This window comes from Citrobacter sp. CK180, from assembly GCF_030333655.1.
Classification (GTDB): Bacteria; Pseudomonadota; Gammaproteobacteria; order Enterobacterales; family Enterobacteriaceae; genus Citrobacter_B; species Citrobacter_B koseri.
Genome location: NZ_JAOWFM010000022.1, coordinates 83885 through 107568, shown reverse-complemented (window position 1 = coordinate 107568; position 23684 = coordinate 83885). Strand labels below are relative to the sequence as shown.

Annotated in this window: 21 protein-coding genes; 15 read left to right on the top strand and 6 right to left on the bottom strand. The window is 55.2% G+C overall.

Going from position 1 to position 23684, the window contains the following annotated elements; translation table 11 throughout:
* Positions 1-32: 32 nt before the first annotated feature.
* From OGV50_RS00960 to rimL, 4 genes are all read left to right on the top strand, one after another.
* Positions 33-1541 (top strand): carboxylesterase/lipase family protein, encoded by a 1509-nt coding sequence (locus OGV50_RS00960; RefSeq protein ID WP_198448177.1) that lies wholly within the window; start codon positions 33-35, stop codon positions 1539-1541.
* A gap of 244 nt (positions 1542-1785) precedes the next feature.
* Positions 1786-3441, top strand: a complete 1656-nt coding sequence (locus OGV50_RS00955) for a glucan biosynthesis protein D (protein WP_024130319.1) — start codon at positions 1786-1788, stop codon at positions 3439-3441.
* A 178-nt stretch (positions 3442-3619) separates the two neighbouring features.
* The gene (locus OGV50_RS00950; RefSeq protein WP_012132337.1) at positions 3620-3844 is read left to right on the top strand and encodes an HP1242/YdcH family protein; all 225 of its coding nucleotides are present in this window, start codon (positions 3620-3622) and stop codon (positions 3842-3844) included.
* A 141-nt stretch (positions 3845-3985) separates the two neighbouring features.
* Positions 3986-4531 carry a 50S ribosomal protein L7/L12-serine acetyltransferase gene (gene rimL, locus OGV50_RS00945; RefSeq protein ID WP_012132338.1) on the top strand — a complete coding sequence of 182 codons (546 nt, stop codon included), beginning with the start codon at positions 3986-3988 and terminating at the stop codon, positions 4529-4531.
* Here rimL and ydcK read toward each other — a convergent pair.
* Positions 4523-5503, bottom strand: coding sequence for a YdcK family protein (gene ydcK / locus OGV50_RS00940; protein ID WP_286488233.1), 981 nt, complete (start codon positions 5501-5503; stop codon positions 4523-4525). The genes rimL and ydcK overlap by 9 nt on opposite strands.
* A 112-nt stretch (positions 5504-5615) precedes the next feature.
* Between ydcK and tehA the strand changes: the two genes are divergently transcribed.
* The 3 genes from tehA (at position 5616) to OGV50_RS00925 (ending at position 8033) form a co-directional block, all read left to right on the top strand.
* Complete coding sequence (gene tehA / locus OGV50_RS00935) at positions 5616-6617, top strand: dicarboxylate transporter/tellurite-resistance protein TehA (protein ID WP_058669188.1); 1002 nt, start codon at positions 5616-5618, stop codon at positions 6615-6617.
* Positions 6617-7213, top strand: a complete 597-nt coding sequence (gene tehB / locus OGV50_RS00930) for a tellurite resistance methyltransferase TehB (RefSeq protein WP_012132341.1) — start codon at positions 6617-6619, stop codon at positions 7211-7213. Before tehA ends, tehB begins: the two co-directional genes overlap by 1 nt.
* A 151-nt stretch (positions 7214-7364) precedes the next feature.
* On the top strand, positions 7365-8033 hold the full coding sequence (locus OGV50_RS00925; protein WP_047463635.1) for a DUF3313 domain-containing protein: 669 nt from the start codon (positions 7365-7367) through the stop codon (positions 8031-8033).
* Between the two features lie 32 nt (positions 8034-8065).
* Here the strand turns inward: OGV50_RS00925 and OGV50_RS00920 are convergent, their stop codons facing one another.
* Entirely contained in the window at positions 8066-8974 is a 909-nt protein-coding gene (locus tag OGV50_RS00920; RefSeq protein ID WP_012132343.1) for a DMT family transporter, read from the bottom strand.
* 193 nt (positions 8975-9167) lie between these two features.
* Here OGV50_RS00920 and OGV50_RS00915 point away from each other — a divergent pair, with 193 nt between their 5' ends.
* A complete protein-coding gene (locus tag OGV50_RS00915; protein WP_012132344.1) occupies positions 9168-10043 on the top strand; it encodes an AraC family transcriptional regulator in 876 nt (291 codons plus the stop codon).
* On the opposite strand, the gene OGV50_RS00910 is transcribed toward OGV50_RS00915, so the two are convergent.
* On the bottom strand, positions 10020-11186 hold the full coding sequence (locus OGV50_RS00910) for a benzoate/H(+) symporter BenE family transporter (protein WP_286488232.1): 1167 nt from the start codon (positions 11184-11186) through the stop codon (positions 10020-10022). The two genes, OGV50_RS00915 and OGV50_RS00910, sit on opposite strands and share 24 nt — an antisense overlap.
* A 92-nt stretch (positions 11187-11278) precedes the next feature.
* Between OGV50_RS00910 and OGV50_RS00905 the strand changes: the two genes are divergently transcribed.
* The 6 genes from OGV50_RS00905 (at position 11279) to patD (ending at position 17920) form a co-directional block, all read left to right on the top strand.
* Entirely contained in the window at positions 11279-11815 is a 537-nt protein-coding gene (locus OGV50_RS00905; RefSeq protein WP_286488231.1) for a helix-turn-helix domain-containing protein, read from the top strand.
* 78 nt (positions 11816-11893) lie between these two features.
* Positions 11894-13855: a peptidase U32 family protein gene (locus OGV50_RS00900; RefSeq protein WP_112002115.1), complete on the top strand. Its 1962-nt coding sequence runs from the start codon at positions 11894-11896 to the stop codon at positions 13853-13855.
* 221 nt (positions 13856-14076) lie between these two features.
* Positions 14077-14253, top strand: coding sequence for a type II toxin-antitoxin system HicA family toxin (locus tag OGV50_RS00895; protein ID WP_071818852.1), 177 nt, complete (start codon positions 14077-14079; stop codon positions 14251-14253).
* Positions 14254-14299: 46 nt separating this feature from the next.
* Entirely contained in the window at positions 14300-14716 is a 417-nt protein-coding gene (locus OGV50_RS00890; protein ID WP_125337124.1) for a type II toxin-antitoxin system HicB family antitoxin, read from the top strand.
* Between the two features lie 50 nt (positions 14717-14766).
* Positions 14767-16176 (top strand): aminotransferase-like domain-containing protein, encoded by a 1410-nt coding sequence (locus OGV50_RS00885; RefSeq protein ID WP_198448181.1) that lies wholly within the window; start codon positions 14767-14769, stop codon positions 16174-16176.
* Positions 16177-16495: 319 nt separating this feature from the next.
* Positions 16496-17920: an aminobutyraldehyde dehydrogenase gene (gene patD, locus OGV50_RS00880; protein ID WP_286488230.1), complete on the top strand. Its 1425-nt coding sequence runs from the start codon at positions 16496-16498 to the stop codon at positions 17918-17920.
* 98 nt (positions 17921-18018) lie between these two features.
* Here the strand turns inward: patD and yncL are convergent, their stop codons facing one another.
* The gene (yncL, locus tag OGV50_RS00875; RefSeq protein ID WP_071818853.1) at positions 18019-18114 is read right to left on the bottom strand and encodes a stress response membrane protein YncL; all 96 of its coding nucleotides are present in this window, start codon (positions 18112-18114) and stop codon (positions 18019-18021) included.
* A 191-nt stretch (positions 18115-18305) separates the two neighbouring features.
* Between yncL and OGV50_RS00870 the strand changes: the two genes are divergently transcribed.
* The gene (locus tag OGV50_RS00870) at positions 18306-18479 is read left to right on the top strand and encodes a GhoT/OrtT family toxin (protein WP_047464087.1); all 174 of its coding nucleotides are present in this window, start codon (positions 18306-18308) and stop codon (positions 18477-18479) included.
* Positions 18480-18543: 64 nt separating this feature from the next.
* On the opposite strand, the gene OGV50_RS00865 is transcribed toward OGV50_RS00870, so the two are convergent.
* Together OGV50_RS00865 and OGV50_RS00860 are read right to left on the bottom strand one after the other, a co-directional pair.
* Positions 18544-20706, bottom strand: coding sequence for a virulence factor SrfC family protein (locus OGV50_RS00865; RefSeq protein ID WP_286488229.1), 2163 nt, complete (start codon positions 20704-20706; stop codon positions 18544-18546).
* Complete coding sequence (locus OGV50_RS00860; protein WP_286488228.1) at positions 20703-23684, bottom strand: virulence factor SrfB; 2982 nt, start codon at positions 23682-23684, stop codon at positions 20703-20705. The genes OGV50_RS00865 and OGV50_RS00860 overlap by 4 nt, the downstream gene beginning before the upstream one ends.

The following is a 23684-nucleotide window of genomic DNA, read 5'->3' as shown; positions in this document are numbered from 1 at the left end:
GCTGTCGGGATGTGAAGGAAAAGGAATGCGTCATGTTGAATCCCTCCATCCCGTTTGTCGAAACGCAACAGGGAAATGTCATGGGTGTCGTGCAAAACGATATCCACATCTGGCGCGGTATACCGTATGCCGCACCGCCTACGGGTCAGCTCCGCTGGCGGGCGCCACAGCCTGCCGCCCCCTGGCAGGGCGAACGCCCTGCGAATACATTTTCATGCGCCAGCTGGCAGGATATTGAATATTGTCGCGAGCTTGGCGGGGGCGATCCGGGGCGTTTTTCCGAGGATTGCCTGTATCTGAACATCTGGGCGCCCGCGATGCGCCCGCAGCCGTTGCCGGTGATGGTCTGGCTGCATGGCGGCGGCTACACCATCGGCGCGGGAGGATTACCGCCTTACGACGGTTGTGCGCTGGCGAAGCGCGATGTCGTGGTAGTCACGCTCAATTATCGTCTTGGTCACCTGGGATTTTTTGCTCATCCGGCCCTTGATGGCGAGGACGGCGAATGCGTGCATAACTTCGCCTTGCTCGATCAGATCGCGGCGCTACGCTGGGTGCAGGACAATATTGCCGCTTTCGGCGGCGATGCGCAGAATGTGACGCTGTTCGGCGAGTCCGCTGGCGCGCGTAGCGTCCTGTCGTTGATGGCGTCCCCACGGGCAAAGGGCCTGTTCCATAAAGCCATTATTCAGAGTGGTTATACGTTACCGGATACGCCGCGCGAGGTCGCGCTGCAAAAGGGTATCGAACTGGCGGCGCATTTTAATTTGCCGAACGCTACTGCTGAACAGTTGCGGGCGCTACCGGCGGAGGCATTCTGGCCGCTGGGCGCACCGTTGAAGATCGCGCCGACGCCGATTTCCGGCGATGCGGTATTGCCACAGCCGATGATGGAGACCTTCTTTGCCGGAAAGCAGCACCCAATGCCGGTTCTGATTGGCTCCAACAGCGACGAAGCGAGCGTGATGGCGGTGTTTGGCGTTGATCTCGCCGGGCAGATCGCGAAATTGCGGCGCGAACGCCGACTGGGGTTAGGGCTGATCAGGCTGCTCTATCCCGGCGTGAAGGGTGATGAGGAACTGGGGCGTCAGGTCTGCCGCGATATGGCGTTCACCACGTTGGGCTATGTGGTGATGCAGGCGCAGCAGCGGGTAGGTGAACCGTGCTGGCGATACTGGTTTGACTATGTCGCGGAAACTGAACACACAACCTACGCCAACGGCGCCTGGCACGGAAATGAAGTGCCGTATGTCTTTGATACGCTGACGCTGGCGGAACCCGCGCGCAATTACGTGAATGACAACGATCTGGCGTTTGCCCGGCATATCGCCGATTACTGGGTTAATTTCGCCCGTCACGCCAGCCGGACCTGCGATGTTCTGCATGGTCCGGTGCGCTGGCCCGCCAGCGTTCAGGGGCGGGATCGCTTGTTACGCATCGGACTGAATAAATTTGCCGGTTTTAAAGTAGAGAACCGCTTTATGGGTGCGCGGATGGCGCTGTTCAAACGGGTGATGAAACATCACGTCAGTCTGGAATAATGGCGAGATGTTCGGCAGGTTGCGCTTTTCATAACCTGAAAGCGCGCCCATCTGTATTTACACGGTATTCAGTCTGTTCTTATCGACATAAAATATTTTGGCTTTTGTACAGATTATCGACAGCCAACAATTGGATTATTAATGAATTTTGTCTAGAGTGAGCGGTCAGAAACGTTGCACTTCTTGCCGCTGATAGAGACCAGCGCGGGACCATTCACACGACCAGAAGGACTCACTTTCAGGTATGGATCGTAGACGATTTATTAAAGGTTCAATGGCAATGGCCGCCGTGTGCGGTACGAGCGGTATTGCTTCACTCTTTTCCCGCGCCGCTTTCGCGGCAGAGTCTGATATTGCAGATGGTCAAACCGTCCGTTTTGACTTTTCCGTTCTGCAATCAATGGCGAACGATTTAGCGCAAAAGCCGTGGGGCGGCGAACCCCGGGCGTTACCCAATACGCTGGCGAATCTGACGCCGCAGGCCTACAACAGCATTCAGTACGATGCGGCGCACTCTCTGTGGAACAACATCGAAGGCCGCAAGCTGGATGTGCAATTTTTCCACGTAGGAATGGGCTTTCGTCGTCGCGTGCGTATGTTCTCGCTTGATGCCAGCACACATCAGGCGCGCGAAATTCATTTCCGCCCGGAACTGTTCAAATACAACGATGCCGGTGTCGATACCCGTCAACTGGAAGGGCAAACCGACCTTGGCTTCGCGGGCTTTCGCGCCTTTAAAGCGCCTGAACTGGCGCGTCGCGACATCGTCTCCTTCCTGGGGGCAAGCTACTTCCGCGCGGTGGATGACACTTATCAGTACGGGCTGTCCGCGCGAGGCCTGGCGATAGACACCTATACCGACAGCAAAGAAGAGTTCCCGGACTTCACCGCATTCTGGTTTGAGACGGCGAAACCGGGCGACACCACCTTTACCGTGTACGCGCTGCTGGATAGCCCAAGCGTCACTGGCGCCTATAAATTTGTGATCCACTGCGAAGAGAGTCAGGTGATCATGGATGTGGAAAACCACATCTATGCGCGTAAAGACATCAAGCAGCTGGGTATCGCGCCAATGACCAGCATGTTCAGCTGCGGCAACAATGAACGCCGGATGTGCGACACCATTCATCCGCAAATTCATGACTCTGACCGCCTGGCCATGTGGCTGGGCAATGGCGAATGGATCTGCCGTCCGCTGAATAACCCGCAGAAATTGCAGTTCAACGCCTATCTCGACAATAACCCGAAAGGGTTCGGCCTGCTGCAACTTGACCGTGACTTTTCCCACTATCAGGACATCATGGGCTGGTATAACAAACGCCCAAGCCTGTGGGTGGAGCCGCGTAACAAATGGGGGAAAGGGTCTATCGGCCTGATGGAAATCCCGACGACCGGTGAAACGCTCGATAACGTGGTGTGCTTCTGGCAGCCGGAAAAAGCGATCAAAGCGGGCGATGATCTGGCATTCAAATACCGTCTTTACTGGAGCGCGCAACCGCCGGTTCGCTCGCCGTTGGCGCGCGTGATGGCGACCCGTACCGGTATGGGCGGTTTCCCCGAAGGGTGGGCGCCGGGTGAACACTACCCGGAAAAATGGGCGCGCCGCTTTGCCATTGATTTTGTCGGCGGCGACCTGAAAGCCGCTGCGCCGAAGGGGATCGAGCCTGTCATTACGCTGTCTAACGGCGAAGCGAAACAGATTGAGATCCTCTACGTCGAACCGTTCGATGGTTATCGCATCCAGTTTGACTGGTATCCGACGTCAGATTCGACCGACCCGGTGGATATGCGTATGTTCCTGCGCTGCCAGGGGGACGCCATTAGCGAAACCTGGCTGTATCAGTATTTCCCGCCGGCGCCGGATAAGCGTCGCTACGTTGATGACCGCGTGATGCGTTAATCCGCTCTGCTGCCCCGAGCCGCTACACTGCTGGCGGCTCTTTTCTCCCGACGATTCCCGGCGCATTTTCTGCTCATTATTTAAACTCGATCCCGTTCGCATTATTCCTTATGTCAAATGCGTAAGCTGACGGTGTGTACTTCAGTACACGTTTTACAGCCACTAACAGGGAGTGCGTATGTTTCCAGAATACAGAGATCTGATTTCACGACTGAAAACCGAGAATCCTCGCTTTCTTTCCTTGTTCGAAAAACACAACACCCTTGATCATGAGATTGCCCGGCTGGAAGGTTCTGACGGCAGGGGATACAGTTTGGATATTGTTCGTCTGAAAAAAGAGAAACTCCATCTGAAGGAGGATCTGCTCAGAATATTGCAGAAAGAAAGTTTGAATGAGAGCTGATTCGTTGTAGGCACTGCGCAGTCTTTGTCCTGCTTAAAAGGGCTTCCTGACAGACAAGGAAGCCCTTCCTGTTTTCAGGTATACGGGCAAGTCTGTGATAAGCTAATAAATCCTGCTGTTGTCACCGTAAAGGATGGAGAAATGGCTGAAGTCATCACGATCAGCGAAACACTGGAACTGCGAGCGGTGGAAGAGTGCCATGTTACGCCGTTACATCAACTGGTGCTTAAAAACAAAGACTGGCTACAGGCATCGCTAAACTGGCCGCAGTTTGTCGCCAGCGAAGACGATACGCGCAAAAATGTGCAGGGTAATATGATGTTGCACCAGCGCGGCTACGCCAAAATGTTCCTTATCTTTCAGGAAGAGGAGGTGGTGGGCGTCATCTCGTTTAATCTGATAGAGCCGTTGAATAAAACCGCCTATATCGGTTACTGGCTGGATGAATCTCACCAGCGGCAGGGTATTATGTCGCGCGCGCTTCAGGCGTTTATCGGCCATTATGCCGGGCGCGGCGAGCTTCGACGCTTTGTGATTAAATGTCGGGTTGCGAACCAGGCGAGCAACCAGGTGGCGCGCCGCAATGGTTTTGAACTGGAAGGATGCCTGAAACAAGCGGAGTTTCTCAACGGGGAGTATCACGACGTTAACCTGTACGCCCGCATTATCGAGAACGCCTCAGAGTAACCCTGCCAACGGTGTTCGTGTAATATGCTGTTCACCGTTAATCACTTTTGGGCCACGCAGATGGATGCTGTCGCCATCAAAGGTTTCGATCGTCGCCCGATCGGTGATTTCCACATGATGCTCAATCAGCACGTCCCCCAGAATGCGGGCATGGCCTTCGATCAGGATATGATCGTCAAGCAGGACAGGGCCGCCGCGTAGTTCGGCATGACCACCGACCAGAACGTGATGTTTCAATACGCAGTTACCTTCAACCGTCGCGTGCTCCGCCACCTGAGCACTGTAACGCAGCGTAGGGATGGCATCTTCCTCCGTTCCCGCAATAACGCGGGCGTGACCGTACACTTTGGCACAGTCGCAAAGCCAGACGTTATTCTCTTCATTTCCTTCGACGATCGCGAAATCAAACACTTCCGCGCGGTGTTCAATAAACGCCTGGGTGACTATCGCATCGCCGTAGATTTGCGCCTGATGCACAATGCGCGAGCTGCTGACGGTGGCGCGATCGTAGATTTGCAGCGTCAGGTCGCTTTCCTGAGTTAGGCCTTTTGCGGCGATAATCTCCGAATGGTGCAGAATACGAGCGTCGCCAGACAGATGACATTCACCGCGAACGAGCGAATTCTGCACGGTGACGTTGTTGCTTATCCGGGCGCCGTGACTGATCTCGGCCAGATCAATCCAGACGTTATCACCGATTTGCGCGCGATCTCTGATGATGCAGGCCTGGGTGATGCGGGCGTTGCCTGAAATCATCGCCCCGGCGAATGCGAGGGCATTCTCGTCGTAAATCCAGCAGTGTCCTTCTTGCGCCAGCACGCTTTCATCGTCTACCCAGCCGCCAGTGGTTCCGGCTTTGACGTCGTTAAAGTCGGTAAGGGCAATGATCTGGCGCAGCAGGACGCTTTTCTTGTGGCCGTTATCCTGATAACTAAAGGCACGCGATTCTTCACTCAGGTGATATTTGCTCATGGGGAATTTCCCTTTGCTCGCTTAAGATAACCGTAGCAAATTTTTCAGCACTGGCTAAACAGGGCGAAATTCCATAAAATGCATTTAAAATATACTTTATAAATTAAACAAAATGAGTAAGAACAAGCAGAGCGACCGGGTGCTCAATCTTCCGGCTGGCTATTTTGGGATGGTACTGGGCACCATTGGCATGGGCTTCGCGTGGCGCTATGCCAGCCATATCTGGCCCGTCAGTCACTGGATTGGCGATGGCCTGGTGATCCTGGCAATGATCATCTGGAGCTTGCTGACGCTTGCCTTTCTTAACCGTCTGCTGCGTTTTCCACAGAGCGTACTGGCGGAGGTACGGCATCCGGTAAAGAGCAGTTTTGTCAGCCTTTTTCCTGCGACCACGATGCTGGTGGCGATTGGTTTTGTCCCCTGGTGTCGTGGGTTAGCCGTGGGATTGTTCAGCATTGGCGTCGTGGTGCAACTGGCTTATGCCGCATGGCAAACGGCGGGGCTCTGGCGCGGTTCGCATCCTGAAGAGGCGACAACGCCGGGGCTGTATCTGCCGACGGTAGCGAATAACTTTATTAGCGCGATGGCCTGCGGCGCGTTGGGTTACAACGACGCCGGGCTGGTCTTTTTAGGAGCTGGCGTATTCTCGTGGCTGAGTCTGGAACCCGTTATTTTGCAACGTTTGCGCAGTTCCGGTGAATTACCGGCGGTACTGCGCACATCGCTGGGCATTCAGTTGGCTCCGGCGTTAGTAGCCTGTAGCGCCTGGCTGAGCGTCAACGGCGGAGAAGGCGATACGCTGGCAAAAATGCTGTTTGGCTATGGCTTGCTGCAACTGCTTTTCATGCTGCGCCTGATGCCGTGGTATCTGTCACAGCCGTTTAATGCCTCTTTCTGGAGCTTCTCGTTCGGCGTTTCAGCACTGGCGACGACAGGGCTGCATTTAGGGCACGCCAGCGCGTCGGGATTTTTTCATACGCTGGCGATTCCGTTGTTTATTTTTACCAATTTTATCATAGCGTTATTGCTCGTACGCACGTTTGCGCTGCTGATGCAGGGGAAACTTCTCGTGCGCACAGAACGCGCCGCATTACTGAAATCTGAGGATAACTAATGACCCTTCGTGACGAAAATTACTTTACTGAAAAATACGATTTAACCCGCACGCACTCCGACGTCGTTGAGGCGGCAAAGGTGGTCGCGCCGGGTAAAACGTTGGATCTGGGCTGCGGAAATGGCCGTAATAGCCTCTATCTGGCGGCGAACGGCTATGACGTTACCGCCTGGGATAAGAATCCGATGAGCATCGCCAACGTTGAGCGCATCAAAGCGGCGGAAGGGCTGGAAAACCTGCAAGCAAAGGTGGTTGACCTTAACGCGTTAAGCTTCGAAGGCGACTACGATTTTATTCTCTCAACGGTCGTGATGATGTTCCTGGAAGCGAAAACCATTCCGGGGCTGATTGCCAATATGCAGCGCTGCACCAAACCGGGCGGGCATAACCTGATTGTGGCGGCAATGGATACGGAAGATTTTCCCTGCACCGTGGGTTTCCCGTTTGCGTTTAAAGAAGGGGAGTTGCGCCGTTACTACGAAGGCTGGGAATTGCTGAAATACAACGAGGATGTGGGTGAACTTCACCGCACGGACGCCAACGGCAACCGCATCAAACTGCGTTTTGCGACGCTGCTGGCGCGTAAAAGCGCATAACGCAATTTTATGATAGCGTTGCAGGCCTGATACGGCCTGCAACTCGCCGTGTTGAATTTGTGCTGGCGATACCATTTATAGTCCATCCAGATTAGTTTCCTTTTGCTACTATTCCAATTGCATATCTGCAAAAACAAAAGGGATAGTTTCCATGCGTACTCATACTTTATTTAAAGTTGCAGTGCTTTCTGGCTTATTGGCTTTATCTGGCTGTGCGTCAAAAATCACTCAGCCGGATAAATATTCTGGGTTCTTAAAAGATTATTCAGGGCTGAAAGAAACAACCTCCGCAACGGGAAAACCGGTGCTCCGTTGGGTTGACTCCAGCTTTGATGAGTCTAAATATGACAGCATCGTCTGGAACCCGATAACCTACTATCCGGTGCCAAAACCCACGACGCAGGTCGGGCAGCAGGTTCTGGATAAATTACGAAGCTATACCGATACCCAACTGAAAACGGCCATTGAGAAACGTAAACCTCTGGTGACGACCCCTGGGCCGCGTAGCCTGATTTTCCGCGGCGCGATAACCGGCGTTGATACCAGCAAAGAGGGGCTGCAATTCTATGAAGTGGTGCCGGTCGCCCTGGTGGTTGCGGGTACGCAGATGGCGACAGGCCATCGCACAATGGATACGCATCTTTACTTTGAAGGCGAGCTGATTGATGCCGCCACCAATAAACCGGTGGTGAAAGTGGTTCGTCAGGGCGAGGGTAAAGACCTGAGCAACGAAAATACGCCGATGGCGTTTGAAACGTTGAAAGAAGTGATTGATGACATGGCGACTGATGCCACCATGTTTGATGTCGGTAAAAAATAAGTTCACGCGCCATCTTCGGATGGCGCGTTTTTTTATGCCGCCCGGCGACGGTAAATTAACTTACTCATTAACGCCTCTGGACGCGTGAACATCACCAGATTGCCAACCAGAATCAGCACTAATCCAACAACGGCATTCATTTGCCAGACGTAACCTTCGTAGAGTGTGGATATTGTCAGCGCCACCAGAGGAAACAGCAGCGTACTGTAGGCCGCGTTGCCGGGGCCGATGCGTCCCACCAGAGTAAAATACGCGCCAAACGCGATAACGGAACCGAATATTGCCAGATACAGCAGGGCGCCGAGGTAGCTCAACGTCCATTGCGGCGTGAAGTTATCGCCGCGTATACAGGCAATGGCGGCGATCAGCAGCGTGCCGTACAGCATCGCCCAACTGTTGGTGGTCATGACTTCCAGACCTTTTCTCTGATGGCGCATGCTGATCATATTTCCCAAAGAGAAGCCAAACGTTCCCAGCGCGCTCAGACCAATCCCCAGTAACAGCGAGTGGTTCCAGCCGCTGTTGGCCAGATCCTGCCAGAACAACGTGATAATGCCCGTTAATCCCAGACCGGCAGCGTAATAAAAGCGTAGCGGCGGTTTATGTCCGAAGAACACAAAGCTGTTAACCGCATTGAACAGTACGGCCATTGAGAAAATGACGGACTCCAGCCCCGTGTTGATCCAGGCGGCGGCGCTATAAAAACACCAGAAATTAAAGCAGAAGACGCATCCGCCCTGTAACAGGCAAAACAGGTGGTCGCGCCCGGATAATTTACGTAATTTCCCGCTCGCCAGCAGGATGAGCATCATTAACGCGCTGGCGACGGCAAACCGCCAGAAAATGGACACGGGCGCCGATACCGGGCCTTGTTGCAGATAAATCGCAATCCAGGTGGTTCCCCAAATGACAACCACCAGACAGTATAATAATGCGTTCATAACACTCTCTTCGTTATCTTTATTATCCGAAGAAGGAATGTGACATGTAAAAAATGCGCGCGCTTGCACCGGTTTGCGGATGACTTGCAAAATCTTGCGCTTTTTTGCCGCTGTCTGAGCGGTGAGGGCTGGAAACGGATCGTGGCTGTTATAGACTGAGATTCTACTTATTACTGCTTTGTGATGTGATGGTATGTCTCAGTCTTATGATGCCTTTGAAAATTTACGCAAACATAATGCCGTGCTGCATGACTCGGTTGCGTTGCATTCGGGTGTCCAGCTGGCGGCATGGTCAAATAAACGTGACAACATTACGCAATATTGCGATCACCATACTCTCAGCCTGTATGTCGCTGACGGCTACGAGAGCTACCACAAAACGCCGGGCGGCTGGAAGAATGGCGGGGGGCCGGATCGCTTCTGTCTGATGCCAAAAGAGAGTGAGTCCGTCTGGGACATTCGCGACGACCTGTCGTTTGTCCATCTCTACTGTACAGATGCCCATCTGCGGGATGTTGGGGAAAAGGTCTGGGATAAAAGCCCGTACAGCTTTACCCTGGATGAGCGCACCTTTGGCAACGATCCGGGAATAACGGCGGTTTATCGCCAGTTCCTGCTGGGAAATGACTGGCAGCAACCGGCGAATCATATGACGCTCAGCGCCGCCTCGTCACTGCTGTTGACGCATCTGGTGCAGCATTACAGTAACGTGCAGTGGCGTCTCCCGACGGTTACTGGCGGGTTGGCGCCCGCCACGCTGCGCAATGTGCTGGCGTACATTGAAGCGCATCTTGCTGAGCCGCTGACGCTAAGCGATCTGGCGCGCGAGGCGGCATTGAGCGAATTTCATTTCGCCAGAATGTTTCGCCAGTCGATGAACATGGCGCCGCACCAGTACGTGATGCAGCGGCGTATGGCGCTGGCACAGCAATGGGTCTGTCATTCAACCCGTTCGCTGTCAGAGATCGCGATGGCCTGCGGATTCAGTTCGGCGAGCCATTTCAGCAATCGCTTTAAGCAGGTGACCGGTAAGACGCCGTCGCAGTTACGCGCGGCGAGCAAACGATAGCACCCCGTAGCAGACGCCTCCGACTACCAGTCCCCAAAACGCAGAGCCAATGCCCAGCAGCGTCAACCCGCTTGCGGTGACGAGAAAGGTCACGATAGCGGCATCACGCTCCGTTTCATTAAGCAATGCCTGGTACAGACTACCGCTGATTGTTCCCAGCAGCGCCAGCCCGGCCAGCATCTGAATCCAGCTTACGGGCAGGGCGGCCATCAGAGCGGTAACGGAACCGCCGAACAATCCCGCCAGCAGATAGAATCCGCCTGCGACAGCCGCAGCCAGCCAGCGACGCCCGGCGTCCGGGTGCGCTTCGGGACTCTGGCAAATGGCGGCGGTAATAGCGGCAATGCATATGGAGTAGACGCCAAAGGGAGATAAAACCAGCGCCAGCAGCCCTGTAAATACGATCAGCGGCGAAACCGGAAGGGAGTAACCGGAGGCTTTCATCGTGGCGATACCGGGCGCGTTTTGTGACGCCATTGTCACCAGAAACAGTGGAATGGCGACGCCGAGGCTATGAGCAAGCGAAAAATGGGGCGCGATAAACGCCGGTAGCACCGGGGAGAGGGTTATGCAAGACGTGACAATGTCACCTTTCATGCCCGCAACCAGAATACCGACAACCATTGCGGCGATAACCGCATAGCGCGGCACCAGCACTTTCAGCGCTAACCACGCCAGCAGCATACTGCCGCACAGAAACAGCTCGCCATCCAGATGACCGAACGCCTGCAAACCAAAACGCAATAAAATACCGGCCAGCATCGCGGCGGCAAGAGAATGCGGAATCACCTGCATTAAGCGGGCAAACAACCCGGTTACGCCGCACAGAACGATTAACGCATTCGCGACAATAAATACGCCGATGGCCTCCGCAAGCGTGAGACCCTGCAAGCCGGTAACCAGTAACGCGGCGCCGGGCGTTGACCATGCCGTCAGTACCGGAGCACGATACCATAGGGTTAACGCCAGCGTACTGACGCCCATCGCGATGCCAAGCGCCGTCATCCATCCGGCAATTTGTCCGGTTGATGCGCCGGCGGCAATCGCGGCTTGCCAGATGATTGCCGCTGAGCTTGCATAGCCGACCAGGACCGCAACAAAACCAGACAACACGGTTGGCAGAGGAAGTGAAAACGAACGCATAATTGCCCCTTGTGCGTTATAACGGTCACAAACTGTAGCATTGTGCGCTATAGCGCACAAGTGATAGACTGCGGCTTTACCGGAGGAGAAAAATGGACAACCTGACCCATTATCTGGCGACGACGCTGAAGGCGCTACGCCAACAGCGAGAATGGAGTCTGTCGCGTCTGGCGGAAGCGACAGGGGTTTCAAAAGCAATGCTCGGCCAGATAGAGCGCAACGAATCCAGCCCGACGGTATCGACATTATGGAAGATTGCCACCGGATTGAATGTCCCGTTTTCAACGTTTATCTCCCCGCCGGAAGCGGAGGATCTCCCGACCTTCGACCCGCAGCAGCAGGCAATGGTGATCACGCCGCTGTTTCCGTGGGACCCGCAGCTCTGTTTTGACCATTTTTCAATATTGATGGCCCCGGGCGCGCTTAGCGAATCGACGCCGCATGAGGCAGGCGTCATCGAACATGTGGTGGTGATTCAGGGAACGCTGGATATGTGTATTACCGGGGAGTGGCGCACGCTCAAATCCGGCGAAGGCGTGCGTTTTGCTGGCGATGCCGCCCATGCGTATCGCAATAGCAGCGACCAGACGGTTCACTTTCACTCCTTGATCCATTACCCACATAGTTAGACGGGAAAAGTATTCCGAAACGTCGCGCTTCTGACTACAATAGCCGCCATTTTGCTGTTATTGGATGATATTAACCGTATGCGCCAGCAACCTCATCACCTTGAACTGTTAAGTCCGGCACGCGATACCGCCATTGCTCGTGAAGCGATCTTACATGGCGCCGATGCTGTTTACATCGGCGGGCCTGGCTTCGGCGCGCGGCATAATGCCAGTAACAGCCTGAAAGATATCGCGGAACTGGTGCCTTTTGCGCATCGCTATGGCGCGAAGATCTTTGTGACGTTAAACACCATTCTGCATGATGATGAGCTTGAGCCCGCGCAACGGCTGATTACCGATCTGTACCAGACCGGCGTCGATGCGCTGATTGTGCAGGATATGGGCATCCTGGAACTGGACATTCCTCCCATTGAACTGCATGCCAGTACGCAGTGTGATATCCGCAGCGTTGAAAAGGCGAAATTCCTTGCCGACGTCGGTTTCACCCAGATTGTGCTGGCGCGCGAACTGAGTCTGAGCCAGATCCAGGCGATTCATCAGGCCACCGACGCTACTATTGAGTTTTTCATCCACGGCGCGCTGTGCGTGGCTTATTCCGGGCAGTGCTATATCTCTCATGCGCAGACCGGTCGCAGCGCTAACCGTGGCGACTGCTCCCAGGCCTGTCGCCTGCCGTACACCTTAAAAGACGATCAGGGGCGGGTGGTCTCGTACGAAAAACACCTGTTGTCGATGAAAGATAATGACCAGACGGCCAATCTGGGCGCGTTGATCGATGCCGGCGTGCGTTCCTTCAAAATTGAAGGGCGCTACAAAGACATGAGCTATGTGAAGAACATCACGGCGCACTATCGCCAGATGCTGGATGCGATTATCGAGGAGCGTGGCGACCTGGCGCGGGCTTCCGCCGGTCGTACTGAGCACTTTTTTATTCCTTCTACGGATAAAACCTTCCATCGCGGCAGTACCGACTATTTTGTTAACGCCCGTAAAGGGGATATCGGCGCGTTCGATTCGCCAAAATTTATCGGTTTACCGGTAGGCGAAGTCGTCAAAGTGGCAAAAGATCACCTGGACGTTGAGGTGACGGAACCGTTATCCAACGGCGATGGTCTGAATGTGCTGATCAAACGTGAAGTGGTGGGGTTTCGCGCCAATACGGTGGAAAAGACGGGACAGAACCGTTATCGCGTCTGGCCGAATGAAATGCCGCCCGACCTGCATAAAGTGCGCCCGCATCATCCGCTGAACCGTAATCTCGATCACAACTGGCAGCAGGCGTTAACCAAAACCTCCAGCGAACGCCGGGTGGCGGTGGATATCGCGTTAGGCGGCTGGCAGGAACAGCTAATTCTGACGCTGACCAGCGAAGAGGGCGTGAGCGTCACCCATACGCTGGAGGGGCAGTTTGACGAGGCGAACAATGCCGAAAAAGCGTTGAACAACCTGAAAGAAGGCGTGGCGAAGCTGGGACAGACGATGTACTACGCACGTAGCGTTGAGGTGAATCTCCCCGGCGCACTGTTCGTGCCGAACAGTTTACTCAACCAGTTCCGTCGCGAAGCGGCAGAAATGCTGGATGCGGCGCGTCTGGCGAACTATCAACGCGGCAGCCGTAAGCCGGTGGCGCAACCAGACCCGGTTTACCCGGAAACGCATTTGAGCTTCCTGGCTAACGTCTACAATCACAAAGCGCGCGCGTTTTATCATCGCTACGGCGTTCAACTGATCGACGCGGCGTATGAGGCGCACCAGGAGAAGGGCGATGTGCCGGTGATGATCACCAAACATTGTTTGCGCTTTGCCTTTAACCTGTGCCCGAAACAGGCGAAAGGGAATATCAAAAGCTGGAAAGCAACGCCGATGCAACTGGTACACGGCGACGAAGTATTGACGCTGAAGTTTGATTGCCGTCCGTGCGAAATGCACGTTATCGGCAAGATCAAAAATCATATTCTGAAAATGCCCTTGCCCGGCAGCGTTGTCGCCTCCGTAAGCCCGGAAGATCTGATGAAAACGCTGCCAAAACGTAAAAGCTAAGTCAGCGGCTGGCCGGGAACGCTGAGCGTCACCCGGCCACGCCTGATGTACCTTAAAACCCCTCTCACCATAGTTAACCTTCCCGCAAAACTGGAACCGGCTTTCCGGTTTTTGAGTGTTAATCAGCCAAAAGCCATTTCGGGGTGTATAACATTCAAAAAAAGAGAAAAGGTAAACAAAAATGTTTACCTTATGGTTATAATACATGGCAGGGAGGCGCGGTGAAGCAGAGCGAGTTCAGACGCTGGCTTGAATCTCAGGGAGTCGATGTAACAAATGGAACGAATCATTTGAAGTTGAGATATCACGACAAACGAAGCGTCATGCCCAGACATCCTGGTGATGAAATTAAAGACACCCTGCGTAAAGCAATACTAAAGCAGCTTGGTTTGAATTAATCATCAGATATATAAGGTTGATCACATGAGAGCGTTACCAGAAACTATGCGTTATCCCGTCAATCTCATTCCCGCAGAAGAAGGGGGTTATGTTGTGTCGTTCCCGGACATTCCAGAGGCGTTAACACAAGGTGACACCCGCCATGAATCTCTCGAAGCCGCGCAGGGCGCATTAGTCACCGCCTTTGAATTTTATTTTGAAGATAACCAGCCAATTCCTTTACCTTCAATGGTTGATGAAGCTGATGATTATGTGGAGATTCCTCTAAGCATTGCGTCTAAAGTCCTTTTGTTGAATGCGTTCCTTGAATCAAAAATCACGCAGCAGGAGCTGGCGAGGCGCATTGGCAGACCCAAGCAGGAAATTACCCGACTATTCGACTTAAAACACGCAACGAAAATCGATGCTGTGCAGATTGCGGCCAGAGCATTGGGTAAAGAGTTATCGCTGACTATGCTTTAGCTTTTCCGGTTGTTCCAGCAGGCTTACATATTGTGTGAAATAAAAAAACGATGAAGAAATATCAGCGACTGGCGGAACAAATTTGCGATCAAATCGCCTCCGGCGTGTGGCAGCCTGGCGATCGATTACCCTCCCTGCGTGAGCAGGTGGTCAGCAGCGGCATGAGTTTTATGACCGTAGGACATGCGTATCAGTTGCTGGAAAGCCAGGGGCGCATTATTGCGCGTCCGCAGTCGGGTTATTACGTGGCGGCGCGCCCGGTGCGCCAGCCTGCGATGCCGCCCGTGCAGGTAATGCGCGATGAAGCCGTTGATATTAATACCTATATTTTCGAAATGTTGCAGGCCAGCCGGGATGCGTCGGTGATGCCGTTCGCCTCTGCCTTTCCAGACCCGCGTCTGTTTCCGTTGCAGCAGCTTAACCGTTCCCTGGCGCAGGTCAGTAAAACCGCCACGGCCATGAGCGTGATTGAGAACCTGCCGCCGGGGAACAGCGAGCTGCGCCATGCCATCGCCCGACGCTATGCGCAGCAGGGAATTACCGTCTCTCCTGATGAAATCGTCATTACCGCCGGGGCGCTGGAAGCCCTGAACCTCAGCCTTCAGGCGGTTACCGAACCGGGCGACTGGGTTATTGTGGAGAATCCCTGCTTTTATGGCGCGTTACAGGCGCTGGAGCGACTCCGCCTGAAAGCGCTTTCTGTCGCCACGGATGTAAAAGAGGGGATCGATTTAGCAGCGCTGGAACAGGCATTACAGGAGTATCCGGTGAAGGCATGCTGGCTGATGACCAATAGCCAAAACCCGCTCGGCTTCACCCTTAGCCCGGAGAAAAAAGCGCGGCTGGTCGCGTTACTGGATCAGTACAACGTCGTGCTGATTGAAGATGACGTGTACAGCGAGCTCTATTTTGGCCGCGACAAACCGCTGCCTGCCAAAGCCTGGGATCGCCACGATAAAATATTGCATTGCTCGTCATTCTCGAAATGTCTGGTTCCCGGTTTTCGTATCGGTTGGGTTGCAGCGGGAAAGTACGCCAGACAAATTCAGCGGCTACAGCTGATGAGTACGCTATCCACCAGTTCACCGATGCAGCTTGCTCTGGTCGATTACCTTTCGACACGCCGCTATGACGCGCATTTGCGTCGTCTGCGCCGCCAGTTGGCGGAGCGAAAACAGCAGGCCTGGCAAACGCTGCTGCGCCATCTGCCCGCTGAGGTGAAGATTCACCACAATGACAGCGGCTATTTTCTCTGGCTGGAACTGCCCGAATCTCTTGATGCCGGGGAACTCAGTGCGCAGGCTCTGGCGCATCAGATCAGTATCGCCCCTGGTAAAATGTTTTCGACCTCTGATACCTGGTCGCATTTTTTCCGGTTTAATACCGCATGGGGGTGGGGAGAAAGAGAGGAGCAGGCGGTATCTCAACTGGGGAAACTTATTCGCGATATGCTGAAATAAAATACGCGTTGCCATCTTTTGGTTTTAGCCAAAATAGAGAAAGCGTATCGATTATCAGGGCAGAACGTTATTTATCGCTGACTCGCCATAGGAAATATCAATACCCCCCGTCTTTTCCATCCTCAGCCTAACTCCTTGTCTATACTCCGAAAGATGGAACATGCGCGCCGCGTGGAGCAGCGTAATGCGTGTCAGCTCACAACCTGATTAAATTTCCTTATCCCAACAGGTGCGCGGCAGACGCGCCGACTATTTTTAGGAAAGGACATATATTTACGGCAAGGCTGCCGCTCAATATTTTGCGACAGGAGTAAGATGTATGCCACATCAATTACTGATTAACGGCGAGCTGGTCAGCGGTGAAGGTGAAAAACAGCCCGTCTACAACCCGGCGACGGGCGAGGTGATTCTGGAGATTGCAGAGGCGTCGCCCGCACAGGTAGATGCCGCCGTTCGCGCCGCAGACCGGGCGTTCGCGGAATGGGGGCAAACCACGCCAAAAGGCAGAGCGGAGCTACTGCTAACGCTGGCGGACGTGATTGAGGAAAATGCGCAGACATTCGCCGAACTGGAGTCGCAAAACTGCGGGAAGCCGCTGCATTGCGCGCTCAATGATGAGATCCCGGCGATTGTTGATGTATTTCGCTTCTTTGCCGGCGCCGCACGCTGTCTGAACGGCCTGGCGGCGGGGGAGTATCTGGAAGGGCATACCTCGATGATCCGCCGCGATCCGGTTGGGGTCGTCGCCTCGATCGCACCGTGGAACTATCCGCTGATGATGGCGGCCTGGAAACTGGCGCCAGCGCTGGCGGCGGGTAACTGTGTGGTGATAAAACCGTCTGAAATCACGCCGCTGACGGCATTGAAGCTGGCGGAGTTTGCGAAGGATATTTTCCCGCCAGGCGTGCTTAACGTGCTGTTCGGGCGGGGCAAGACGGTTGGCGATCCGCTCACCGGGCATGAAAAAGTACGGATGGTCTCCCTGACCGGCTCGATTGCGACGGGCGAGCACATTATTCAACATACCGCGCCCTCCATTAAGCGCACGCACATGGAATTAGGCGGTAAGGCTCCGGTGATTGTCTTTGATGATGCCGATCTGGATGCCGTTGTCGAAGGTGTGCGAACGTTCGGTTTCTACAATGCCGGGCAGGATTGTACGGCGGCCTGTCGTATCTATGCGCAAAAAGGGATCTATGACGCGCTGGTTGAGAAACTCGGCGCGGCGGTCGCCAGCCTGAAAACCGGTTCGCCAAACGACGAATCGACTGAGCTTGGGCCGCTCAGCTCGCAGGCGCACCTTGAGCGAGTGACAAAAGCGGTGGAAGAGGCGAAAGCGCTCGGACATATCAACGTGGTGACCGGCGGCCAGAAACTGGACGGCGCAGGATACTATTTTGCGCCAACGCTGCTGGCCGGCGCAAAACAGGAGGACGCCATCGTGCAGCGAGAAGTGTTCGGCCCGGTTGTCAGCATGACAGTGTTTGATGATGAAGAGCAGGTGCTGGCGTGGGCAAATGATACTCAGTACGGGCTGGCATCATCCGTCTGGACGAAAGATGTGGGTCGGGCGCATCGCCTGAGCGCGCGATTGCAGTATGGTTGCACCTGGGTTAACACGCATTTCATGCTGGTGAGCGAGATGCCGCACGGTGGGCAAAAACGCTCAGGTTACGGCAAGGATATGTCACTTTATGGGCTGGAAGACTATACGGTTATCCGCCACATAATGGTTAAACATTAAGGATAATTTACCGTTCCGGCGCGGCATGGGAAGATCGTAAATCGATGGCAGAGAGGAGGAACGCTCTCTGCCAGTATGCGCAGCAAGCACTCAGTACATCAGGCAAACCAGCCGAATCTCAATGAGATAAGGCCAAAAAGTCCAATAGCAGCAAAGACATTTATCAGCACCACGGTTTTACTGGAAACATTCATTTTTGCCACCTTTCGTTATGACCCCTTTGTGTATAGTACGGGTTCAGGCAATCCGCAATAAGACAAAATATGAACATGGTGAATGGTGCCGCTATTTCAGCGTTTTGCTGAATAGTACGGATAAAACTTGATGTACGTCAAAAAAAAGAGCATATTGCGCGCGTTTTTCCCCTCTGGTTCGGATGCCCGAAATGTCGCTCTACCAAAAAATGTTGGTTTTTTACGCAGTGATGGCGGCGATTGCCTGCCTGATTACCTGGTTTCTTTCCCACGATAAAAAACGTATCCGCTTTCTGAGCGCCGTTCTCGTGGGCGCAACCTGGCCGATGAGTCTGCCCGTCGCATTGTTATTTTCGTTGTTTTGATGAGATGAAGATTGCCGGATGGCGGGCGAGCGCCTTATCCGGCTTACGATGTTGCGTAGCGCCATCAGGCATTGAGCAGCGCCATCAGCCGTTTTTTGTCGGCGTCGGACACATCCTGCGGATGCTGATACCCCTTATTTTCATTTGCCCGGGTATAGAGCGCGACCAGCCAGTCATACACATAGCGACTGGCGGCATGTACCGGCTGTTCATCCAGTTGGGTGAGCCGGGCCATCGGTTGCAGGCGAGGCGCGCTGAAGATCGCCGATCCTTTCTGGAACCGGCTGGCGGGTCGGGCGTCCTCCGCCACATTTTCGTAGCCAAGCCAGGCGATAAAGTTACCGATCCCAGCATGCAGCTGCGCGCCGCAAACCTCTTCACGCTGCATAATCTGCTGTAACTGCTGAGGCACATTAAGCCGATAGCTGGCGGTAATCAGAATATCCACGACCAGCCTGAGCGTATACGACTCCAGACCTAAACGACGGGCGTTGCTCTCATTTCGGCTCCACTGGCGCACATGGTTAATCCACATTTTGTGGGCCAGATACCCTGTCTCTTTGTTTTCTGCCGGGCGGGGAGCGTCTGGCTCATCCGCAAACAGATCGATCGCTTCATTAAACAGGCCGCTGACCTGCTCCTCGCGCGGCTGCTGGATACGCAAAAGCGACTCAAAATGGTGTATCGGCGGCAGAAGCCCGTCGAGCAACTCGCCATGCCGGGCGGCCTGCCCCTGAAGCTGGCGAATAACGGATTCCGTCGCCTTATTGCCGCTGTCTTTTGGGGTGATATGGCTCAACAGCAGGTCATGAAGCCGTTGTTGATGCTGCTCACACAGGGAGGCCAGCCGCGCCTGGCGCTGTAACGGCGATGTCGCCTGTGACAGCCATTCCACCAGACGCTGCAAGCTGTGTTTATCCAGCGCCTGAAGGGTGCCCCAGTGAAGGCCGGGTTTCCCCATTAACTGCTGCACGGCTTCATCAAGATTCTGCTGCGTTGTGAAACGCGCATCCTGCGGCGTAATGGCCCAGACCACGCCCGGTAGCGCGGCGTCGCGCAGCGGTTGTGTATCGTTCACCCAGCCCAGCAGCGTGCGGGCGGCAGCGGGCGTTTGCGACCGGGCGGAGGTGGCATTGCAAATGACCAGCACATCGGGCTGCAAATGTTGGCGATAATGTTCCAGCATCCAGCCGAGTTTTGCCCGCCAGAGTGGATGCGGGTGCGCATCCGGCGCCAGCGGAATATCAAGCAGATCGACATTATCCAGCGCCGTGTTTTCAACGCTAAGCACCAGTTCACGCGTCAGCAAAGCCAGTGAATCCAGAGAGAGGCTCACCGCATTGAGTAACTGATGGTGCTCGACAGGATGTATAACGACGTCGCTCTGCGCGTCGTTGCCGGATAACGCGCCCTGGGTCAGAAAACTTTCTGCCGGAAGGCCAAAATGATCGACCAGCAGACTCAACGGCGCCGCTAACTCTTGCGCATGGCCGGTCTGTTGCAGCGTACGCGCCAGCGTTAGCCACTGTTGCGTTAATTCAGGCTGTTCGCCCCAGAGTAATGCCCAGGCGCTGGCGCGGGTCGTCAGATCCACCGAGGGCAGCAGGGAGGCGAACTGATGCCAGAGCGCATCGTCGATTTGCTGTTGCCCGACAGGAACGCAGGCGCGCCAGAAACGGGCAATGGCGGCGACGTCCTCTGCGGTCACGCCCTGAACCGGCTGACGCTGACGCAGCGCCTGCCACTTTTCTAACCGCGTCTCAATAATGGATTTTTCGACCTGCCGGTTATCGGGCGAGGCGCTGGCCCAGGCGATAAACAGTTGTACCAGTTCAGCTTCACTGATGAGCCGCAGACGCAGCGGCCATTCGCTATCAACCGCCGCGCTTTCATCCTGCGTAAAACGGATCGCCATATTGGCTGGCGCATGGCCTGGATTGATATGGGTAAAATAGTCAAAGCAGCGCTCCGGCGTAGCGATGTTCAGTTTTCCCTCGCCGTTACCGCACAGCGCGCCAAGCAGATGCGCTTTTGAGGATTGTGAATGGCCATACAGACCGATGCTGCCTCTTGCCTGTTGCGCGGCGTTCAGCGCCGATTCACCGGCGGCGGCGAGTGTGAGCTGCGCCAGCAGGGCGTCTGCTTCATCATCCAGGCGTACTGCGTGCTGACGTGTATGGTTAACCCACGCCATGGCGGCCTGTGTGGTGTTTAACGTCTTGCTCATTTCAGGTACACGCTCCCGCTGTCGATCCAGTAGTGGCTGCCGCTATGACGACGGTCGGCCAGGGTATTCAGTTTTAAGGTCAGGGCATTCGCGGCGACGGGCGTTCCATCCTGTAGCCAGGCGTCACCCAGCACAAACGATTCCGGCCCCATCTCTTTGTTCCCGCCGCGCAGTTGCAGCCGGACATTGAGAACGCCATCGCCGGCGATGGTTTTCGCCAGCTCTGCTGAGTTAATGCTCAGGGTATAGAGTGGGGTCGCGGGCCAGCGGCTGTTCGCCAGTTGGCGGAAACCGAGCGTCACATTGCCGCGAAGCGGGAAGTGCAGACGGGTATCCAGCTTCGCGCCGGGTTTATCGAGATCGATCTCCTGATACCAGACGTTTTCATCGCGCAAGGTATTGACCGTGTTATCCAGAACGCCGAGATAGCGTACGGTGGAATAGGCGCCGATATCGGCGGCTTTAAAGTTAAAGCGCGGCAGCCGTAAATCCAGCGCCAGGCTGCACAGCATCGCCCCCACGGCGGCGGTTGATTTCGGGTTGCCAATCCGCCCCTGTTGGCTGAAGGGATACCATTCATGGACGCGATACTTGTCCATCCAGACGATGCGGTTAACGGGAACCGGCTGTAAATGGCGGATCAGCGCCTGCACGCCGGGCAGGCAGGTTGGTCTGCCCGTCACCAGCAGAATGTCGCAGCGGTAATGAGAAATCGCTTCGCAAACGGCATGCAGCGGCGAGGTCAGGGTAAACTGACCGGCCAGTAGTGCTTCCTGTAAGTGGCTGAACTGCACCTGCAACGGCACGCTCAGCAGATCGAACGCCGGTGAGCCTGAAGGCAGCGCATGGTCGATCGCCTGCTGGATGTAATTCATCACGTTGCGCGTAGGGCGTTGAGTCAGCAGTTCGCCGAAGGTCGCGTGTAGACCCGCGAGCGGATCGCTAACGTCACTCTGTTCCCAGGCGGCCAGTACGGCGTGCCCCAGCGGCATAAACAGCTGTAGCGCCGTTTGTTGACGCAAAATCGCCTGCGTATCAATGCGGCCTGAATCTCCAAACAGCGTTGCCAGCAGGGCGGCGGCATCCGTCACGCCGGCCTGCTGTAAGCGGGTTTGCAGCGCAGGCAATATGCATTTCTGGATGACGTCCAGCAGCATGTCATCGCCCGCGACTTTAAACCCTTCACGGAACAGTAAGTGCGGGGTGATCTTGACGTTCGCGCCGACGCCGTCATCAAGCTGGTAGTGGACGACCGCCATATCCGTCGTGCCGCCGCCAATGTCGATAGATGCCACGCGTAGCGCCCGACCTTTGGTTTCGCCCGGTTCCGGCAAACGGTCCGGGCGAGCCAGGGCGTTGAAGAACGTCTCCGTGCGCCCGGCGTAATGGGAAATCGCTTCGTTATACAGCCATACCAGCTGTCCGCAGCTGGCTTCGTCCCATTCCATCTGAATGTCCGGCACCGGAACAACGCTCTTTTCCTGCTGTTTACGGGAGGAAAAATCCTCATCCTGCGGATGCCAGCCCATCGCTTTCCATACCAGTGCGATGGCTTCGAACATACGCTGGCGGAAAATTTCGCGTTCCTGTTTCGGCATTGCCGATGGCAGGGTCAGAATCAGCGTGCGCAACTGACGCGGCGACGCCGGAAAACCGAGGCGTAACCGCGTCGCCACGCTGTTCATTTGCCCCAGCGCCTGCGACAGAATTTCGCACAGCATGTGCGTCATCAGCGTGCTGCGGCTGTACTGCGGCGAAAAGACCGGCAACCGGTCATCGGGCGGCAGGCTGAATAACGGTTGTCCGTCGTCATTCATCAGATTCATCAGCGGGAAGGCGGTGGCGAGCGGTTCTCGCTGCGTTTTGCTGTTCATCTGGCTGAAGCGCCAGTCCTGTAAAACCGGGGTTTCGTCCCACAAATAACGACGCGGGCTGGAGATCCCGCTGCTGCCTTCCGTTCCCAGACGCTGCATAGCCAGTTTGCGGGCTTCGTCGCCCACGCGCACAATCGATGGCCAGATAAAGGCGTCGTCGCGGCCGCTTTCAACCGAGAAATGCTGTTTGCCGAAACGCGCTTCGGAGAACTCCAGTCGGCTGGTGAACAGCGGATCGTTAAGACATTGCGGCTCACTTAAGGAGCGTACCTGTAATTCCGCCGTCTGGCGCAAACCGTCATTGGCGTCGCCGTGATCTTCAATCAATACGCCGCAGGTATGGGTATTGCCGACGTCCAGAATCAGATCCACCGGAATCGCAGGCGTGCTGAGCGTGTGGGTGACCAGCTTCACCTCTGGTACGGAAAGCTGTTCCCCCAGTAACGTCATCAGATTCAGCCAGTGCGCCTGGTACTCAAAGTTACGCAGCGCCTGCTGAATCTCCTGCTCGGAGCGGTTCTCCTCCTGGGTGACGTGGTGAAGGAAGGATTCGCGCAGCCAGCCGTCAATCCACGTCTGGTCAAGAAAATCGGCAATTTCATCATCGCGCCAGGCCAGCGCGAACCGCGTGCCATTGAGCAGGTCGTTTTCGTTAGGCGCCAGCGCCGCCGGCGCATTCTCGCTTAACTGGCTGTCCAGCGCCACGGTAATGCGGTGCGTATGGCCCGCGCTGTCGGGTTCAGGCAGCTTACGCACCTGTACGCGCGCCCAGTTGTCGGGGCCTTCCACAAACGTACGGGGAGGGTTAAAGCGCAGGAAAGGGAGCGGCAACCAGACGCCATCCAGCACATCCAGCGAATAGTGCAACATCTGGGTGCTTTCCGGTTTGACCACTTCAGGTTGACCCCCCGTGCGCCCCGGTACCGTATAGCGCCCGTTGGTCAGATCAAAGTCGAGCCGGAGCAGGGGGCCGTTCGCCGTTTTACGCACGAAACGACCAAGATGGGCAGACTCCTGCGGCGTCAGGCCGAAGTCGAGGAATTGTACGCCGCTGTTTGCGATGAGCGTTACGCTCTGTTTGTAATCACACAGATTCACCAACAT

Excerpts from the sequence above, each read along its gene's own strand:
- OGV50_RS00955 (WP_024130319.1), top strand. The coding sequence starts at position 1,786 with ATGGATCGTAGACGATTTATTAAAGGTTCAATGGCAATGGCCGCCGTG.
- ydcK (WP_286488233.1), bottom strand. The coding sequence starts at position 5,503 with ATGAGCAAATATCACCTGAGTGAAGAATCGCGTGCCTTTAGTTATCAG.
- OGV50_RS00920 (WP_012132343.1), bottom strand. The coding sequence starts at position 8,974 with ATGAACGCATTATTATACTGTCTGGTGGTTGTCATTTGGGGAACCACC.
- tehB (WP_012132341.1), top strand. The coding sequence starts at position 6,617 with ATGACCCTTCGTGACGAAAATTACTTTACTGAAAAATACGATTTAACC.
- OGV50_RS00910 (WP_286488232.1), bottom strand. The coding sequence starts at position 11,186 with ATGCGTTCGTTTTCACTTCCTCTGCCAACCGTGTTGTCTGGTTTTGTT.
- OGV50_RS00925 (WP_047463635.1), top strand. The coding sequence starts at position 7,365 with ATGCGTACTCATACTTTATTTAAAGTTGCAGTGCTTTCTGGCTTATTG.
- OGV50_RS00915 (WP_012132344.1), top strand. The coding sequence starts at position 9,168 with ATGTCTCAGTCTTATGATGCCTTTGAAAATTTACGCAAACATAATGCC.
- tehA (WP_058669188.1), top strand. The coding sequence starts at position 5,616 with ATGAGTAAGAACAAGCAGAGCGACCGGGTGCTCAATCTTCCGGCTGGC.
- rimL (WP_012132338.1), top strand. The coding sequence starts at position 3,986 with ATGGCTGAAGTCATCACGATCAGCGAAACACTGGAACTGCGAGCGGTG.
- OGV50_RS00905 (WP_286488231.1), top strand. The coding sequence starts at position 11,279 with ATGGACAACCTGACCCATTATCTGGCGACGACGCTGAAGGCGCTACGC.
- yncL (WP_071818853.1), bottom strand. The coding sequence starts at position 18,114 with ATGAATGTTTCCAGTAAAACCGTGGTGCTGATAAATGTCTTTGCTGCT.
- OGV50_RS00960 (WP_198448177.1), top strand. The coding sequence starts at position 33 with ATGTTGAATCCCTCCATCCCGTTTGTCGAAACGCAACAGGGAAATGTC.
- OGV50_RS00860 (WP_286488228.1), bottom strand. The coding sequence starts at position 23,684 with ATGTTGGTGAATCTGTGTGATTACAAACAGAGCGTAACGCTCATCGCA.
- OGV50_RS00870 (WP_047464087.1), top strand. The coding sequence starts at position 18,306 with ATGTCGCTCTACCAAAAAATGTTGGTTTTTTACGCAGTGATGGCGGCG.
- OGV50_RS00950 (WP_012132337.1), top strand. The coding sequence starts at position 3,620 with ATGTTTCCAGAATACAGAGATCTGATTTCACGACTGAAAACCGAGAAT.
- OGV50_RS00865 (WP_286488229.1), bottom strand. The coding sequence starts at position 20,706 with ATGAGCAAGACGTTAAACACCACACAGGCCGCCATGGCGTGGGTTAAC.
- OGV50_RS00890 (WP_125337124.1), top strand. The coding sequence starts at position 14,300 with ATGCGTTATCCCGTCAATCTCATTCCCGCAGAAGAAGGGGGTTATGTT.
- OGV50_RS00900 (WP_112002115.1), top strand. The coding sequence starts at position 11,894 with ATGCGCCAGCAACCTCATCACCTTGAACTGTTAAGTCCGGCACGCGAT.
- OGV50_RS00885 (WP_198448181.1), top strand. The coding sequence starts at position 14,767 with ATGAAGAAATATCAGCGACTGGCGGAACAAATTTGCGATCAAATCGCC.
- patD (WP_286488230.1), top strand. The coding sequence starts at position 16,496 with ATGCCACATCAATTACTGATTAACGGCGAGCTGGTCAGCGGTGAAGGT.